At 68.1% G+C, this 16409-nt stretch carries 11 protein-coding genes; 8 read left to right on the forward strand and 3 right to left on the reverse strand.

What is annotated here, in order from left to right:
* Positions 1 to 172: 172 nt before the first annotated feature.
* Complete coding sequence (locus tag AB0D12_RS00375) at positions 173 to 358, forward strand: hypothetical protein (protein WP_362675358.1); 186 nt, start codon at positions 173 to 175, stop codon at positions 356 to 358.
* A 120-nt stretch (positions 359 to 478) separates the two neighbouring features.
* Here the strand turns inward: AB0D12_RS00375 and dnaE are convergent, their stop codons facing one another.
* Positions 479 to 4018 carry a DNA polymerase III subunit alpha gene (dnaE, locus tag AB0D12_RS00380; RefSeq protein ID WP_362675359.1) on the reverse strand — a complete coding sequence of 1180 codons (3540 nt, stop codon included), beginning with the start codon at positions 4016 to 4018 and terminating at the stop codon, positions 479 to 481.
* A gap of 170 nt (positions 4019 to 4188) precedes the next feature.
* On the opposite strand from dnaE, the gene AB0D12_RS00385 reads away from it, so the two are divergent.
* The 5 genes from AB0D12_RS00385 to AB0D12_RS00405 all read left to right on the forward strand — a co-directional run bounded on the left by AB0D12_RS00385 (position 4189) and on the right by AB0D12_RS00405 (position 10387).
* A complete protein-coding gene (locus AB0D12_RS00385) occupies positions 4189 to 5523 on the forward strand; it encodes a DUF2252 domain-containing protein (protein ID WP_362675361.1) in 1335 nt (444 codons plus the stop codon).
* 78 nt (positions 5524 to 5601) lie between these two features.
* Positions 5602 to 6288 carry a hypothetical protein gene (locus tag AB0D12_RS00390; protein ID WP_362676345.1) on the forward strand — a complete coding sequence of 229 codons (687 nt, stop codon included), beginning with the start codon at positions 5602 to 5604 and terminating at the stop codon, positions 6286 to 6288.
* 57 nt (positions 6289 to 6345) lie between these two features.
* Complete coding sequence (locus AB0D12_RS00395; protein WP_362675363.1) at positions 6346 to 7167, forward strand: DsbA family protein; 822 nt, start codon at positions 6346 to 6348, stop codon at positions 7165 to 7167.
* 258 nt (positions 7168 to 7425) lie between these two features.
* Positions 7426 to 9078 carry an alkaline phosphatase D family protein gene (locus AB0D12_RS00400; RefSeq protein ID WP_362675365.1) on the forward strand — a complete coding sequence of 551 codons (1653 nt, stop codon included), beginning with the start codon at positions 7426 to 7428 and terminating at the stop codon, positions 9076 to 9078.
* 346 nt (positions 9079 to 9424) lie between these two features.
* Positions 9425 to 10387 carry a zinc metalloprotease gene (locus AB0D12_RS00405; RefSeq protein ID WP_362675367.1) on the forward strand — a complete coding sequence of 321 codons (963 nt, stop codon included), beginning with the start codon at positions 9425 to 9427 and terminating at the stop codon, positions 10385 to 10387.
* 37 nt (positions 10388 to 10424) lie between these two features.
* Here the strand turns inward: AB0D12_RS00405 and AB0D12_RS00410 are convergent, their stop codons facing one another.
* Positions 10425 to 11006, reverse strand: coding sequence for a dienelactone hydrolase family protein (locus AB0D12_RS00410; protein WP_362675369.1), 582 nt, complete (start codon positions 11004 to 11006; stop codon positions 10425 to 10427).
* Between the two features lie 40 nt (positions 11007 to 11046).
* On the opposite strand from AB0D12_RS00410, the gene AB0D12_RS00415 reads away from it, so the two are divergent.
* Entirely contained in the window at positions 11047 to 12195 is a 1149-nt protein-coding gene (locus AB0D12_RS00415) for a mechanosensitive ion channel domain-containing protein (protein WP_362675371.1), read from the forward strand.
* 116 nt (positions 12196 to 12311) lie between these two features.
* On the opposite strand, the gene AB0D12_RS00420 is transcribed toward AB0D12_RS00415, so the two are convergent.
* Positions 12312 to 13898 carry a Na+/H+ antiporter gene (locus AB0D12_RS00420; protein WP_362675373.1) on the reverse strand — a complete coding sequence of 529 codons (1587 nt, stop codon included), beginning with the start codon at positions 13896 to 13898 and terminating at the stop codon, positions 12312 to 12314.
* A 183-nt stretch (positions 13899 to 14081) separates the two neighbouring features.
* Here AB0D12_RS00420 and AB0D12_RS00425 point away from each other — a divergent pair, with 183 nt between their 5' ends.
* A complete protein-coding gene (locus AB0D12_RS00425) occupies positions 14082 to 16388 on the forward strand; it encodes a glycoside hydrolase family 95-like protein (RefSeq protein WP_362675375.1) in 2307 nt (768 codons plus the stop codon).
* Positions 16389 to 16409: the final 21 nt, after the last annotated feature.

Raw genomic sequence — 16409 nt, forward strand, 5'->3', positions numbered from 1 at the left:
CCGACCGCAAGAGGGTTAACGGCCGGAACTCGATCATCGGCGTGGCGGAGGCCCGGCACAGGGCGCGACATGGGCCCTTTACCCACCGCAATGATCCAAAATGCGGCAGTTCTGCGGGTATGTGAGTCTGACAGCGGCCCTGGCCCCGAGAAATCCCACAGGAGGCATCACCATGGCCAAGAACAAGAACCGCAAGCAGAGCACCCAGCAGCAGGACCGCTCCTCTTCCGCCGCCGAGCGCGGTGGCGAGCAGGCCAAGTCCACCGCCTACGAGTCCCAGGCGCAGCCTCAGTCGCAGGCCCAGGGAAGTCCGGCGGATGTTGCCCGCAAACACCAGCGGCGCTTCGGCCACAACTGATCGCACCGTAAAGACGCAAGGGGCGCGCCCGTGACGACGGGCGCGCCCCTTGCGGCGTTTGTGCGTACAGGCCGACGGACTTACGGGCCCACCGACTTACGGCTCACGAGCACACGGGCACTAGCCGGCCAGGCAGGACGGGCCGAGCAGCACCTTCAGATCGCCGAAGAGAGCCGGGTCCGGCTGGACGCGGTGCCGGTCGAGCCGGAGCACCGTGGTCTTGCGGGGGCCCTGCAGCTTGATCCTCACCTCGGTGTTGCCCTTGTGATGGCTGAGGATCTCACCGAGCCTGCTGATCATCGGCGGGGTGACCTTCACCGTCGGGATGGTGACGACCACCGGGGCGTTGGTGCCTGCCGAGGAGATGTCAGGGACCTGCATTTCCATGGCGACGAGGCGCGGGATGTCCTCGCGCTTGTCGAGCCGCCCCTTGACGAACACCACGGTGTCCTCGACGAGCTGTGTCGACACCAGTTGGTACGTCGCCGGGAAGAACATGCACTCGATGGAGCCGGCCAGATCCTCGACGGTGGCGATCGCCCAGGCGTTGCCCTGCTTGGTCATCTTCCGCTGCAGGCCGGAGATGATGCCACCGATGGTGACGACCGCGCCGTCCGCATGTTCACCGCCGGTGAGCTGGGAGATCGCCGCGTCCGTCTTGTCGCTCAGGACGTGTTCGATACCGAAGAGCGGATGGTCGGAGACGTAGAGACCGAGCATCTCGCGCTCCTGCGCGAGCAGATACGACTTGTCCCATTCGATGTCGGAGAACTCGACGTCGAGCCCGAAGCCCGGCTCGGTGCTGTCCTCCTCGCCCATCCCGCCGAAGAGGTCGAACTGGCCCTCGGCCTCCTTGCGCTTGACCGCGACCACGTTGTCGATCATCGGCTCGTGGTGCGCGACCAGCCCCTTACGGGTGTGGCCCATCTCGTCGAAGGCGCCGGCCTTGATGAGCGATTCGACGGTCCGCTTGTTGCACACGACCGCCTCGACCTTGTCGAGGAAGTCCGGGAAGGTCGCGTACTTCCCCTTCGACTTACGGCAGCGGATGATCGAGTCGACGACGTTCGTGCCGACGTTCCGCACGGCGGAGAGACCGAAAAGGATCACATCGTCGCCCTGGGCCGCGAAGTTGGACTGCGACTCGTTCACATTGGGCGGCAGCACCTTGATGCCCATGCGGCGGCACTCGTTCAGATAGACGGCGGACTTGTCCTTGTCGTCCTTGACCGAGGTGAGCAGCGCGGCCATGTACTCGGCCGGGTAGTTGGCCTTGAGATATGCGGTCCAGTAGGTGACCAGCCCGTACGCGGAGGAGTGCGCCTTGTTGAAGGCGTATCCGGCGAAGGGGACCAGCACGTCCCACAGCGCCTGGATGGCCTGGTCGCTGAAGCCGTTCTTCTTGGCACCGGCCTGGAAGAGGACGAAGTTCTTCGCCAGCTCGTCGGCCTTCTTCTTGCCCATCACGCGGCGGAGGATGTCGGCCTCGCCGAGTGAGTACCCGGCGATGATCTGGGCGGCCTTCTGCACCTGCTCCTGATAGACGATCAGGCCGTAGGTGAGGCCGAGGACCTCCTTGAGCGGCTCCTCCAGCTCCGGGTGGATCGGCGTGATCTCCTGCTGCCCGTTCTTGCGCAGCGCGTAGTTCGTATGGGAGTTCATGCCCATCGGGCCTGGCCGGTACAGGGCCGAAACGGCGGAAATGTCCTCGAAGTTGTCGGGCTTCATCAGCCGCAGCAGCGAACGCATCGGGCCGCCGTCGAACTGGAAGACGCCGAGCGTGTCACCGCGGCAGAGCAGTTCGTACGTCGTGGGGTCGTCCAGCGGGAGAGCGAGCAGGTCGAGCTCGACGCCCTTGTTCGCCTTCACCATCTTGACGGCGTCGTCCATGATGGTCAGGTTCCGCAGGCCCAGGAAGTCCATCTTCAGCAGGCCGAGCGACTCACAGCTCGGGTAGTCCCACTGCGTGATGGTCACGCCGTCGCTGTGCCTGACCCAGACCGGGACATGGTCGGTGATCGTCTCGCTGGACATGATCACGCCGGCCGCGTGCACGCCCATCTGCCGGACCAGGCCCTCGACGCCCTTGGCGGTGTCGATGACCTTCTTCACGTCCGGCTCGTTCTCGTACATCCCGCGGATCTCGCCGGCCTCGCTGAAGCGCGGGTGCTTCGGGTCGGTGATGCCGTTGAGGTCGATGCCCTTGCCGAGGACGTCGGCGGGCATCGCCTTGGTGAGCCGGTCGCCCATCGCGTACGGGTAGCCGAGCACTCGCGCGGAGTCCTTGATGGCGTTCTTTGCCTTGATCTTGCCGTACGTACCGATCATGGCGACCTTGTCGGCGCCGTACTTCTCGGTGACGTACCTGATCACCTCACCGCGCCTGCGCTCGTCGAAGTCGATGTCGACATCGGGCATGGAGATGCGCTCGGGGTTGAGGAAGCGCTCGAAGATCAGGCCGTGCTCGATCGGGTCGAGGTCGGTGATGCCCATGGCGTACGCGACGATCGAGCCGGCCGCGGAGCCTCGGCCCGGGCCCACCGCGATGCCGTTGTTCTTGGCCCACATGATGAAGTCGGCGACCACGAGGAAGTACCCCGGGAAGCCCATGTCGATGATGATGCCCATCTCGTACTCGACCTGCTTGAGCCGGTCGTCCGGGATGCCGCCGGGGTAGCGCCGGGCCATGCCGCGCATGGTCTCCTCGCGGAACCAGGTCACCTCGGTGTAGCCCTCGGGCACCTCGAACTTCGGCATCAGGTTGCGCTCTTCGAACCAGCCCTCGGTGTCAATCTGTTGCGCGACCAGGAGGGTGTTGGCGCACCCCTCCTGCCAGGCGTCCGAGGAGTCCACTGCGTACATCTCGTCCGTGGACTTCAGGTAGTAGCCGGTGCCGTCGAAGCGGAAGCGGTCCGGATCGGAGAGGTTCTTGCCGGTCTGGATGCAGAGCAGGGCGTCGTGGGCGCCGGCCTCGTGCGCGTAGGTGTAGTGCGAGTCGTTGGTGACGATCGGCGGGATGCCGAGCTTCTTGCCGATCTCCAGGAGGCCGTCGCGGACCCGGCGCTCGATCTCGATGCCGTGGTCCATCAGCTCCAGGAAGTACTTGTCCTTGCCGAAGATGTCCTGGTACTCGGAGGCCGCCTTGAGCGCCTCGTCGAACTGGCCGAGGCGCAGCCGCGTCTGGAGCTCGCCGGAGGGGCAGCCGGTGGAGGCGACGAGCCCCTCCGACCACTGGGCGATGGTCTCCTTGTCCATCCGCGGCCACTTCTGCAGCCAGCCCTCGGCGTACGCGTCGGAGGAGAGCCGGAAGAGGTTGTGCAGACCGGTCCTGTTGGCCGCCCAGATCGTCTTGTGGGTGTAGCCACCGGAACCGGAGACGTCGTCCCGCTTCTGGTGCGGCTGGCCCCACTGGATCTTCCGCTTGTTCCGCCGGGACTCGGGGGCGACGTACGCCTCGATGCCGATGATCGGTGTGACGCCCGCCTTCTTGGCCTGATGGAAGAAGTCGTACGCGCCGTGGAGGTTGCCATGGTCGGTCATGGCGATGTGCGACATGCCCATCTCGTTGCAGGCATCGAACATGTCCTTGAGCCGCGCGGCACCGTCCAGCAGGGAGTACTGGGTGTGGACGTGAAGGTGCGTGAAAGGCGGCTTGGTCACGGCGGAATGCCTCCGGAGAACGGTGGGCGGCAGGCTGCGGGCAGTCTGGGGGGACAGCGTGGAAGTCTACGTCTCCGCGCTGACAGTCGGCGGGCACTCCCGAGTACCTTCGTCCGTTGAAGGGGCGGAACTGCCCGCCCCATTTGTCATGCACCAGGAGGCACCCAGCGATGTCGGTACCGCGACCCGCCGAGGTCACAGCTGAAGAGCGCGGCGAGCAGATTCTCACCGTTTTCGACACCGCGTTCGGCGAGCTTCTGGCCGCCGACCCGGCCGCGTTCCGGGTGAAGTTCCGGAAGATGGCCGCCTCGGCCTTCGCCTTCTACCGGGGCACGGCCTGCCTGTTCTACAACGACCTGGAGCGGGAGCAGCACGGCGGGCCGTTCCTCGACGACCGCACCGGCCGGGTGTGGATCCACGGCGATCTGCACGCCGAGAACTTCGGCACGTACATGGACGCCAACGGCCGACTGATCTTCAACGTCAATGACTTCGACGAGGCGTACGTCGGCCCCTTCACCTGGGACCTGAAGCGGCTGTCCGCCTCGCTGGCGCTGATCGGCTACACCAAGGCGCTCAGCGACGACCAGATCACCGAGCTGGTGCGGATCTACGCCGCGGCCTACCGGGAGCGCATCCACGCCCTGGCCACCGGCGCCAAGAACGACGAGGTGCCGCCCTTCACGCTGGACACCGCCGAGGGCCCGCTCCTCGAGGCGCTGCGCGACGCCCGCTCGCTCACCCGCTTCTCGCTGCTGGACTCGATGACCGAGATCCGTGACTTCGAGCGGCGCTTCGCGCCCGGCGGCGGCTCCATCGAGCTGGACGCGGCCACCCGCTACAAGGTGCTCGCCGCCTTCGACGGCTATCTGGAGACCCTGCCCGAATCCAGCCTGACCAGGCCCGACTCGTACCGGGTCAAGGACGTCGTGGGACGGCGTGGCATCGGCATCGGCTCGGCCGGCCTGCCCTCGTACAACATCCTGCTCGAGGGCAACAGCGACGCCCTCGAGAACGATGTCGTGATCTATATGAAGCAGGCGCAGACCCCGGCGGTCTCCCGGCACATCACCGACGCCGCCGTGCGTGACTACTTCCAGCACGAGGGTCACCGCACGGTGATCTCGCAGCGCGCGCTCCAGGACCACGCCGACCCGTGGCTGGGCTGGACCGAGCTGGACGGCTCGGGCCAGCTGGTGGCCGAGGTCTCGCCGTACGCGGTGGATCTGGACTGGTCGGACATCGACGATCCGGAGGAGATCGCGGCGGTCGTCGCCGACCTCGGCCGGGCGACGGCCACGATGCACGGCGCGGCGGACTACGAGAGCGGTCACTCGTTGGTGCCGTTCTCCACGGAGCGGGCCATCGACGCGGCGATCGCGGCCGACGAGGACAGCTTCGGCGAGCTGCTGGTGGAGTTCGCGCACTGCTACGGCACGCGGGCGCGGGCGGACCACCAGATCTTCGTGGACCTCTTCCGTAACGGAAGGATTCCGGGTCTCTAGGGTCGGCCGGAGCCGGGCCGGGAGCCGGGCAGGATCCTTAGGTATCGCTTATAGAGACGCATGGGACACTCCCCGGTGATGGACATGAGCGAGGCGCGGCTCAGGGGGCTGCGGGCAGCGATCTTCACGGCACTGGTCGTGACGCTGTCCGCTGCCTCCCATGTCCTGCTGTCGCGGGTCCCGCTTCCGCTGACGACCGTCGCCGGACTCGCGGCGGGTGTCTTCGCCGTGGCGTACGCGCTGTCGCGTCGGGAGCGCGGCTTCTGGCGGATCGCGGGTCTGCTCGTTCCGCTGGAGCTGGCCGCCGACACCGTCTTCACCACCGGTCAGGACGTCTGTTACGGCCCAGGCGGCGGACCGGTCGCCGGTTCGCTGCGCTCGGTCGGCTTCGATGTGCTGTGCGGCGGCCGTGTCGGCACGGCGCTGCCCGGGGTGGCCGTCCCCGAGCGGGGCGCGGCAACTCTGCTGCACTCCACGGACCCTGCCCTGCCCTGGCTGCTGCTCGCCGCGCATGTGTCGCTCGGGCTGCTCGCCGCGGCCTGGCTGCGGCGCGGCGAGTCGGCGCTGGCCGCACTGGTGCGGGCGGTCGGCGCGTTCGCGTTCCGGCCGCTGCTGCTCGCGGTCATCGCGGTGGGCACGGCCCACCGTTCGGTGGGCCGCGGAGCGCGCCCCGCGCCCCGCCGGCCCCGTACCTCCCGCACGTGTCTGCTGGTGCACTCCGTCGGACGGCGAGGACCGCCGCGCTCGGCCGCAGTTTTCGGTTGAGCCCGCAGTCCCCATTTTCCGTATCTCCTGATACGACATCACACGGAGTGAATCAGCATGAGTGCACGCAACAGCCAGGCCAACAAGGCGGCGGCCCGCGAGCGGCTGCGCCAGGAGCGTGAGCGCCAGGCCAAGAAGGACAAGACCCGCCGGCAGCTGATCGTCATCGGTTCGACGGTCGTGGTTCTCGCGATCGCGGGTGGCATCGGTTACGCGATCATGCAGGCCAACAAGCCGACCCACTGGGAGTCGGTGAAGGACGAGAAGAACGTCACCGCGCCGAAGAACACCGAGGGCGAGAACGGGACGACCGTCGTCATCGGCAAGCCGACCGCGAAGAAGACCCTGGAGCTGTACGAGGACTCGCGCTGCCCGGTCTGCGCGAGCTTCGAGCAGACGGTGGGCGCGACGGTGAAGAAGGACGTCGACGCCGGCAAGTACAAGATCAAGTACATCGGCGCCACGTTCATCGACGGCGAGAAGTCCATCAACGGCCAGGGCTCGAAGAACGCGCTGAGCGCGCTGGGCGCGGCGCTGAATGTGAGCCCGGAGGCGTTCGCCGAGTACAAGACCGCGCTGTACTCGGCGAAGTTCCACCCGAACGAGACGGACGACAAGTTCTCCAAGGACTCGTACCTGCTCGAGATCGCGGACACCGTGCCGGCGCTGAAGGGCAACAGCGAGTTCAAGAAGAACGTGGAGGACGGGACGTTCGACGGCTGGGCGATGAAGATGACGGACGCGTTCAGCAAGAGCGGGGTCACGGGCACGCCGACGCTGAAGATGGACGGCAAGACGGTCACGGCGCAGGGCAGCAAGAACCCGCCGATGACGGTGGAACAGTTCAACGCGGCGATCACCAAGGCGCTGAAGGCCTGACGACCTGACGACCTGACGGCGCGAGCGTGGGGTGTGGGGGGCAGCCCCCACACCCCACCTCTTTTTTGGGGGGGCTCGCCCTCAGTTCAGGGAAGGGGCGGAGTGGGGGGAACACCCCCCTTCGCCCAATTCCGCCCGGTTACCACCACGCCCCCACCCGACCCACAAGCAACACCCCGGTAGACCGTTCCCCATCACCCGGCGAACTTTCCCCGTTCGCTCACCCATTCGCCTTACCGATCAGTAGTCTGATCGGCCGTGACCAGTCGACTCTCCTCAACTCCCAGCCGCCGCACGGTCGTCAAGGCCGTCGCCGCCACCGCTGCCGTCGCCGCTCCCGCCCTCGCGGCCGCCACCTCCGCAAACGCCGCCTCCGCCCAGGAGGCCCCCGCCTTCCTGCACGGCCTGGCCTCCGGCGACCCGCTGCCCGACGGCGTGCTGCTGTGGACACGCATCACGCCCACCCCCGATGCCGTGCCCGGCTCGGGCAAGGGCCCGGACACCGCGGTGGGTTGGGAGGTCGCCGAGGACAAGGGATTCACCCGTGTCGTCGCCCGCGGCACCACCACCTCGAAGGCCGCCTCCGACCACACCGTCAAGGTTGACGTAAGGGGCCTGCGCCAGGCGACCGCCTATTACTTCCGCTTCACCGCCGGTACCGCCCTCTCCCCCGTCGGCCGCACCCGCACCGCCCCGGCCACCGACGCCGCCACACCCGGTGTCCGCTTCGGTGTGGTCTCCTGCGCCAACTGGGAGTCCGGTTACTTCTCCGCGTACCGGCATCTGGCCGCCCGTGCCGACCTCGACGCGATCCTCCATCTCGGCGACTACATCTACGAGTACGCCACCGGCGGCTACCCGGAGCCGAAGTACGTCGTACGGCAGCACTCGCCGAAGAACGAGATCACCACACTCGCCGATTACCGCACCCGCCACGCCACGTACAAGACGGACACCGACCTGCAGACGCTGCACGCCGCGCATCCGGTGATCGCGATCTGGGACGACCACGAGTTCGCGAACGACGCCTGGTCGGGCGGCGCGGAGAACCACACCCCGGGCACCGAGGGCGAGTGGGCGGCCCGCGCCGCCGCCGCCCGCCAGGCCTACTTCGAGTGGATGCCCGTACGTGCCTCCACCGAGGGCACCGTCTACCGCCGGCTGCGCTTCGGCAAGCTCGCCGATCTGCACCTGCTCGATCTGCGGTCCTTCCGCTCGCAGCAGACGAAGGTCGGCAACGGCAGCGTGGACGACCCGGAGCGTACGATCACCGGCCGCGCCCAGCTGGACTGGCTGAAGTCCGGCCTGGCCGGATCCGACGCGGCATGGAAGCTGGTCGGCACCTCGGTGATGATCTCGCCGGTCGCCTTCGGCTCCGTACCGGCCCATCTGCTGGAGCCGATAGCGGAGTTGCTCGGCCTGCCCAAGGAGGGCCTCGCGGTCAACGTCGACCAGTGGGACGGCTACACGGACGACCGCAAGGAACTGCTCGCGCATCTGACGCAGCGCGGCATCGAGAACACCGTCTTCCTCACCGGCGACATCCACATGGCCTGGGCCAACGACGTCCCGGTCAAGGCCGCGACGTATCCCTTCTCGGAGTCCGCCGCGACCGAGTTCGTGGTGACGTCGGTGACCTCCGACAACCTGGACGACATCCTCCATGTCGCGCCGGGCACGGTCTCGTTGGTGGCCTCCGCCGCCGTCAAGGCGGCCAACCGCCATGTGAAGTGGATCGACATGGACAACCACGGCTACGGCGTCCTCGACGTCACCGCCGAGCGCTCGCAGATGGACTACTACGTCCTGTCCGACAAGACGAAGCAGGACGCGACCTCGAAGTGGGCTCGCTCCTACCGGACGCTCAGCGGGACGCAGAAGGTCGAGCGGGTGAACCAGCCGGTGCGCTGACGCCGAATTTCAGCCACTCCGCGATGTGTTAACCAGTGATCACATCGAGACGACGGGTGGTGTGATCCGTGGCTTGAAAGCGGACACACCACCCGTCTCTGTAGCCCCACTTGTTACGTGAGGATCTCAACCCCCGAACAGGGCGCGGGCGTTTATCCCGGTTGTCCGCAGTTCTACGCGGGTTGATTGGGCTTGATCGCCTCTCATCAAGCCCTGTCATGCACCCGTAATCTCCCCGCGGTGGCCAGAAAAAGGCCACTCCCCCACCCCCACGCGAGGAGACACCGTGCGGACTCTTGCCCGAATATCGCCGCTTTTGCGTAACCGCGTACTCGGTACAGCAATCATGGCCGGAACCCTGGCCCTCTCGCCGCTCTCCGCCCCCACGGGGATCGCCGCCACCAAGGCACCCGCCGCCAAGGCCGTCTCCAACGTGTCCAACGCCTCCGACGAGTGTGCCGAGGACACCGGCACGAGCGCCGCCGCCCGCAAGGCCCGCCCCATCGGCGGCGTCCAGGCCCACGAGCCCAATGAGGTCACCGCCGCCAAGGCCAAGGCCATGGACGCGGATCTGAAGAAGAGAGTCGAGGCGGCCCGGACCGACGGCCGCAGACTGTCGGTCGCCGCCGCGACCACCATTCCGGTCTACTTCCACGTCATCCACAGCGGTTCGACCGGCAAGCTCACCGCCACCGACATCGCCAAGCAGATCTCGGTCCTCAACACGGCCTACGCAGGCCAGGGCACCGGCAACACCAACTCGAGCTTCCAGTTCTCGCTGGCCGGCACGGACTACACGGACAACGCCACCTGGTACAACGGCATCCAGCCGGACTCCTCCGCCGAGACGGCCATGAAGTCGCAGCTGCGCAAGGGCGGCGCCGGCGCGCTCAACTTCTACACCGCCAGCCTCGGTGACGGCCTGCTCGGCTGGGCCACCTTCCCCTCCTCGTATGCCTCCGACGCGTCCGACGACGGTGTGGTGGTCCTCGACACCTCGCTGCCCGGCGGTTCCGCGACCAACTACAACGAGGGCGACACCGCCACCCACGAAATCGGCCACTGGATGGGGCTGTACCACACCTTCCAGGGCGGCTGCACCGGCAGCGGCGACTATGTCTCGGACACCCCGGCCGAGAAGACCGCCGCGACCGCCTGCCCGACCGGCCGTGACAGCTGCACCAACAAGACCGGCGTGGACCCGATCCACAACTTCATGGATTACACCTACGACCCGTGCATGTACCAGTTCACCGCGGGTCAGGTGCAGCGGATGAAGGACAGCTGGACCGCCTACCGGGCGGGCTGACGCCACGCTGCCCGCCGCACCCGCGGCGGGCAGCCGTTCACTGGTCCTGCTGGAGCGTCTCCAGGAACCCCAGCGCGATCCGCCAGGTCCGCTCGGCCGACTCCTCGTCGTAGTCCGGCAGATCGGGGTCGGTGTACAGATGCCCGGCCCCCGGATAGCGGTAGATCTCCACATCCGCGCCCGCCCGCTGCATCTGCAGATACCAGGCGCTCAGCCAGTCGTGCGGCTCGAACGGGTCGGGGTCCGCGACATGCAGCTGTACGGGCAGCTCGTCCACGCTCGCACCCTCCGCGATGTCGGACGTGCCGTGCATCAGCAGCAGCCCCCGGGCCTTCTCGTCGCCCAGCGCGAGGTTCTGCGCGATCGAGCCACCGAGGGAGAAGCCCGCGTACACCAGCCCCTCGTCGGAGTGGGGCGCGGCGGCCAGGATCGCGCGGCGCAGCAGCTCCTCCTGGCCGATCTTGTCCTTGAGCTCCCTGCCCTGCTCGACGGTCTCGACGGTTTGTCCCTCGAAGAGGTCGGGCACGCGAACCTGGTGTCCGGCGGCGCGCAGCCGCTCGGCTGCCGCGTGCACGGCCGGACGCAGACCGTAGACCGAATGAAAGAGCATGATGTTCATTCGGCCATCCTGCCAGTTGCTGTCGGAGTCAATCGAAGTCATGGAGAACGCATTGCGCCCGTTGACCGTGGTCGGTGGCTCGGTCGTGCTCACCCTGCTGCTCGGCTGGGCCGTCGACCTGCTGCTGCGCCGCGTGGACGCCCGCCACCCCGAGACCCCCCTGTGGGGGCTGCTGCGCCGCTGCCGGCTGCCCCTCCAGGTCGTCCTGCTCACCGCCCTGCTGAGAGGGACCTACCGCGAGACGAAGTGGCAGCTCATCGAGGAGTACGAAGCCGGCATCGGACATGCCCTGTCGCTGGTGCTGATCAGTGCCGGCTCCTGGCTGGTGGTACGGATGGTCTCCGCCGCCGTGGAGTCCTCGTACGCCCGCTACGCGTCGTCGACCCGCGATCCGGCCCGGGTACGCCGGGTGCGAACGCAGGTCACGCTGATCATGCGGATCGTCATCGCGGTCGTCGTGGTGGTGGCGGTCGCCGCGATGCTGCTGACCTTCCCCGGTATGGAGAAGGTCGGCGCCTCGATGCTGGCCTCCGCGGGCATCATCGGCATAGTCGCCGGTGTCGCCGCGCAGTCCACGCTCGGCAATCTCTTCGCCGGTTTCCAGATCGCTTTCGGCGACATGGTGCGGATCGGCGACACGGTGGTCGTGGACGGCGAGTGGGGTGTGATCGAGGAGGTCACGCTGACGTTTCTGGCGGTGCGGACCTGGGACGAGCGGCGGATCACCATGCCGGTGTCGTACTTCACCAGCAAGCCCTTCGAGAACTGGTCGCGAGGCGGGGCGCAGATGACCGGAACGGTCTTCTTCCATCTGGACCACTCGGCGCCGGTCGCCCTGATGCGCGAGAAGCTGCAGGACATTCTGCGGGAGTGCGAGGCGTGGGACGGCCGGGACTGGAGCCTGGCGGTGACGGACACCACGCCCACCACGATGCAGGTACGGGCGGTGGTCACGGCCAAGGACGCCGACGACATCTGGACGGCACGGTGTGCCGTACGGGAGCAGATGATCGCGTGGCTGTCCGAGAAGCATCCGTACGCGCTGCCGCGGATCGCGACGTCGCCGGGTGTGCTGCCGCCGGACGGATCGTGGCCGGCGGGCGCGGAGCCCGCACCAGGTGTGGACCTGCCCGAGCAGGGCGACGGAGACCACGACGGGGAAACGCAGCCGCGGACGGGCCGGGGCTGACGTCCGGTCGCCGCCATGTACCGCGAGGCACCGCCATGTACCGCGAGGCACCGCCACGCACCGCCACGCACCGCCACGCACCGCCACGCACCGCACCGCGAGCCGCGACCACCCCGTCACCGCATGCTGCGTACGTCCAGGTGTCGCAGGACCCGGTCCACCACCTCCGGGTTCGCGCCCGGTTCATTGCGGGCCGAGAGCACCTCGTGGCGCGCCGCCGACATCATCTCCCGCTGGATCCGCTGCACTGTCCTGAGGCGTTCCTCCCGCTTCGCGAACCACTCGCGCCGCTCGTCGTCGACGATGTCCGGGCTGATCCTCGCCCCCATGTCGTACGCCCCGCGCAGCAGCCGATCGCTGATGTCCTCCGGCAGTTCCTCCACCGCCTCGATCTCCCGCAGCCGGTGCTTGGCCGCCTTCGCCGCGCGGCGGGCCAGGCTCCGCTCCAGTTCCCGCTCGGCGTCCGCGTCCGCGCGTACGCCGAGCCGCCGTACCAGCCCTGGCAGCGTCAGCCCCTGGAGAACGAGCGTGGCCAGGATGACCGCGAACGCGATGAAGATGATCTCGTCCCGCGCCGGAAAGTCCGCCCCGCTGTCCGTCTTCCGTGGAATGGCGAGCGCCAGCGCGACCGATGCCACGCCGCGCATCCCCGACCACCACATGACGACGGTCTCCCGCCAGCTCACGGGGATTTCCTCGTTGTAGTCCCGCAGGTTGTGCAGTCTTTTGGCGAGCCAGGTCGCAGGCATCAGCCACAGCAGCCGTACCACCACGACGACCGCGACGATCACCGCGCCCCACTCCAGCATCTGCGCCTCGCGCCCGTTGGCCGTGCCGAAGACATGGTGCAGTTCAAGTCCGATGAGACCGAACGCGACTCCGGTCACCAGCATGTCGACGACCTGCCAGAAGGTGTTTCCGGCCAGCCGCCCCATCACGTCGTCGGCGTCGGCGGTGTGCTCGGCCAGGAAGAGCGCGGTGGTGAGGACGGCGAGCACGCCCGACCCCTTCAGCTCCTCCGCGAGCACATAGCTGACGAACGGCACCATCAGCGAGAGGCCGATCTGCAGTGTGGCGTCGCCGAGCATGCTCATCAGCTTGTTGGAGAGCCAGCCGAGGGCGAGCCCCACCGCCACGGCCACCACGCCCGAGAGCACCAGCTCCCCCACCGCGGCCGGCCAGGAGAACGTCCCGCTCACCGCGGCGGCGATCGCCACGTGGTAGAGCACGATGGCCGTGACGTCGTTGAAGAGCCCCTCGCCCTCCAGGATGGAGGTCAGCCGCCGTGGCAGTCCGAGCGACCCGGCGACGGCGGTCGCGGCGACCGGGTCCGGCGGCGCGACGAGCGCGCCGAGCGCGACCGCCGCGGCGATCGGCAGCCCCGGCACGATCGCGTTGGCGACGGCCGCCACCGCCGCCGTCGTCACAAACACCAGAGCGACCGCGAGCAGCAGGATCGGCCGGATGTTGGCCGTGAACTGCCGCCAGGAGGTGCGCTGTACCGAGGCGTACAGCAGCGGCGGCAGCAAGAGCGGAAGGATGAGATCCGGCGGCAGGTCGACGTTCGGCACGATCGGCACAAAGGCCAGGCCGATCCCGGCCAGTGTCATCAGCACGGGCGCGGGCAGGCCGAGACGCTCGCCCAGCGGCACCGTCACCACGGCCCCCAGCAACAGCGCGAACAGCAGCGCCAATTGGTCCACGGTGTGCCCTCCGGCGGTGGGAAACCTCGACGATCAGATCCTCAAGCCTGCCACGCAAAGCACCTCAACCTTCCCAACATCCCCTATGGCAAAGATCTCTGATTCACCATCCTGAACAGCCATCGGATGTTTAGTGACGCGAGAGGCCTTCCGGTTCTGCTGGGGCACGGGCACCATGCGGGCATGAGACGACGTGACGTACTCGGTTCCGCGGCCGGCACCGCTCTCTGGCTGGCGGCGTCCCCCACTGCCTGGGCCGCGCCCGCATCCGCATCCGCGCCCCACCGCAACTCCTCCGCGGAGGCCGACCCGTACGAGGAGACGGTCAGGGCGGCCGCCATGGTCTGGCGCAGGCTCCCCACGTCCTGGCAGGAAGGCCCCTTCTTCGCCAACGGCCGCCTCGGCGCCCAGCTCTACGCCGGCAGGACGGCGAACACCCTGAAGCTGATGCTCAGCCACTCCGAGGTCCAGGACCAGCGCGGCCAGTGGCGCGGCGGCATCGGCTACTCCCGCCTGCCCATCGGCTATTTCACCCTCACTTTCGCCGGCGGGATCACGGCCGTCGACTGGACCCTTGAGCTGTACGACGCCGAATTGCGCGGCACCATCACCACCACTCGCGGCAGCGTCACCTTCTCCGCCCTCGTCCACAGCGAGACCTCGGCACTGTTGGTCTCGACCCGGCCGAGCGCCGGCGAGGAGGAGGCCGCGTGGTCCTTCCAGTGGCTGCAGGCGGCCACCACGCGCACGAGCGGCAAGCCCGCCGAGTACACCCCGAACCCGGACCCGGTTGTCGGCGACGGCTATGTCGAGCAGCCGCTGCTCGCGGGCGGCGGCTGGACGACGGCCTGGCGCGAACGGCGCGCGGGCACCGGCCGGCTGCTCGCCGCGCATCTGGTGTACCGGTTCCCCGGCCGGCTGTCCGAGGCGACGGACCAGGCGATACGTAACGTCGAACGCACCCTCGCCACCGACACCGGCCACCTGATCGCCCGTCACCGCGACTGGTGGCACCGCTACTACCGGCGCAGCTTCCTCTCCGTACCCGACAAACGCCTCCAGGCCTTCTACCTCATCCAGCTCTACAAACTGGCCTCGGCCACCCGCGCCGACGGTCCGACGATCTCCGAGTGGGGCCCGTGGTTCCCGGAGGTCGGCAACAACTGGACGGCGGTCTGGTGGAACCTCAACGTCCAGATCGGCATGGCTCCGATCCATGGCTCCAACCACCCCGAACTCGATTCGGTGACGGGCGCGTTCCGCCGCTTCGAGCAGAATCTGCCGCTGTCCGTGCCCGTGGACTACCGGGACGGCAAGGGCTACGCACTGGGCCACCCATCGGACTGGCAGCTGCGCGCGGGTGACACATACGACGTCGGCATCCCCGGCTCGGGCCGGATCTCCGACAACTTCGGCAATCTGACCTGGGCCCTGCACAATGTCTGGCTCGCCTACCGCCACTCCATGGACCGCGCGATCCTGCGCGACGTCGTGTTCCCGATCCTCGCCAAGGCGATCCATTTCTACGACCACTTCCTGCACGAGGGCGGCGACGGCCGGCTGCATCTGCTGAAGACCCGCTCGCCCGAGTACGCGGACGCCGCGGACTGTACGTACGATCTCTCGCTCATCCGCTGGGGCGTACGCACACTGCTGGAGTCGGCCCGACTGCTGCACATCGACGATCCGCGCGCGCCGCGCTGGCGCGACATCGGGGCGCGTCTGACGCCGTACGCGGAGGATCCGGCGGCCGGAGTCATGATCGGCAAGGACGTCCCGCTCGCCGACTCGCACCGGCACCACTCCCATCTGCTGTGGCTCTATCCGCTGCGCGAACGGAGCTGGGACCGTGCGGGCGACCGGGACGTGATGCGGCGCAGCGTGGACCACTGGGTGAACATGCAGCAGCGCTGGCACGGCTACAGCTACGCGGTCGCGTCCTCGATGTACTCGGTGATGGACGCCCCGGAGAAGGCGTTGGACTCGCTGACCTTCTTCACCGACCTCGGCGTCGTCGACAACTGCCGGATGACGGTCAACACCATGTACCGCGAGGGCAATAACTTCGCCCTGGAGAGCCCGCTGACCGGCGCACAGTCCATGCTGGACATGGTGGTCCAGAGCCACGAGGGCGTGGTCAAGGTCTTCCCGTCGGTCTCCACACGCTGGCCCGACGCCTCGATCGCGAACCTCCGCACCCAGGGCGCGTTCCTGATCGACGCGGACCGCGCGGCCGGCGCGACCCGCTGGATCCGCATCCACAGCGAATCGGGCGCACCGCTGGTGGTGGACCACGGAATGAAGGGCATGCTCTCGGTCCGCGACGAACACGACCGTCCCCTGCCCTGGCGGGCCCTCACACCGACTCGCGCAGCCATCCAACTCCCGCGCCACGCAACGGCGGTGATCACGACGAAGGACACGCACCCGTCCCCACCGAGAGAGGTCCCACCGCTGGGCACCTGGACGCGCTGGGGCCTACCGCGCTGAAGGGCGGGGCACCCAGAGGGG

Origin of the sequence: Streptomyces sp. NPDC048479 (assembly GCF_040651435.1) — a bacterium.
Taxonomy (GTDB): domain Bacteria; phylum Actinomycetota; class Actinomycetes; order Streptomycetales; family Streptomycetaceae; genus Streptomyces.

Coding starts and splice junctions, on each gene's coding strand:
- AB0D12_RS00395 (WP_362675363.1), top strand. CDS start 6,346: ATGAGTGCACGCAACAGCCAGGCCAACAAGGCGGCGGCCCGCGAGCGG.
- AB0D12_RS00425 (WP_362675375.1), top strand. CDS start 14,082: ATGAGACGACGTGACGTACTCGGTTCCGCGGCCGGCACCGCTCTCTGG.
- AB0D12_RS00410 (WP_362675369.1), bottom strand. CDS start 11,006: ATGAACATCATGCTCTTTCATTCGGTCTACGGTCTGCGTCCGGCCGTG.
- AB0D12_RS00390 (WP_362676345.1), top strand. CDS start 5,602: ATGGACATGAGCGAGGCGCGGCTCAGGGGGCTGCGGGCAGCGATCTTC.
- AB0D12_RS00375 (WP_362675358.1), top strand. CDS start 173: ATGGCCAAGAACAAGAACCGCAAGCAGAGCACCCAGCAGCAGGACCGC.
- AB0D12_RS00415 (WP_362675371.1), top strand. CDS start 11,047: ATGGAGAACGCATTGCGCCCGTTGACCGTGGTCGGTGGCTCGGTCGTG.
- AB0D12_RS00385 (WP_362675361.1), top strand. CDS start 4,189: ATGTCGGTACCGCGACCCGCCGAGGTCACAGCTGAAGAGCGCGGCGAG.
- AB0D12_RS00405 (WP_362675367.1), top strand. CDS start 9,425: ATGGCCGGAACCCTGGCCCTCTCGCCGCTCTCCGCCCCCACGGGGATC.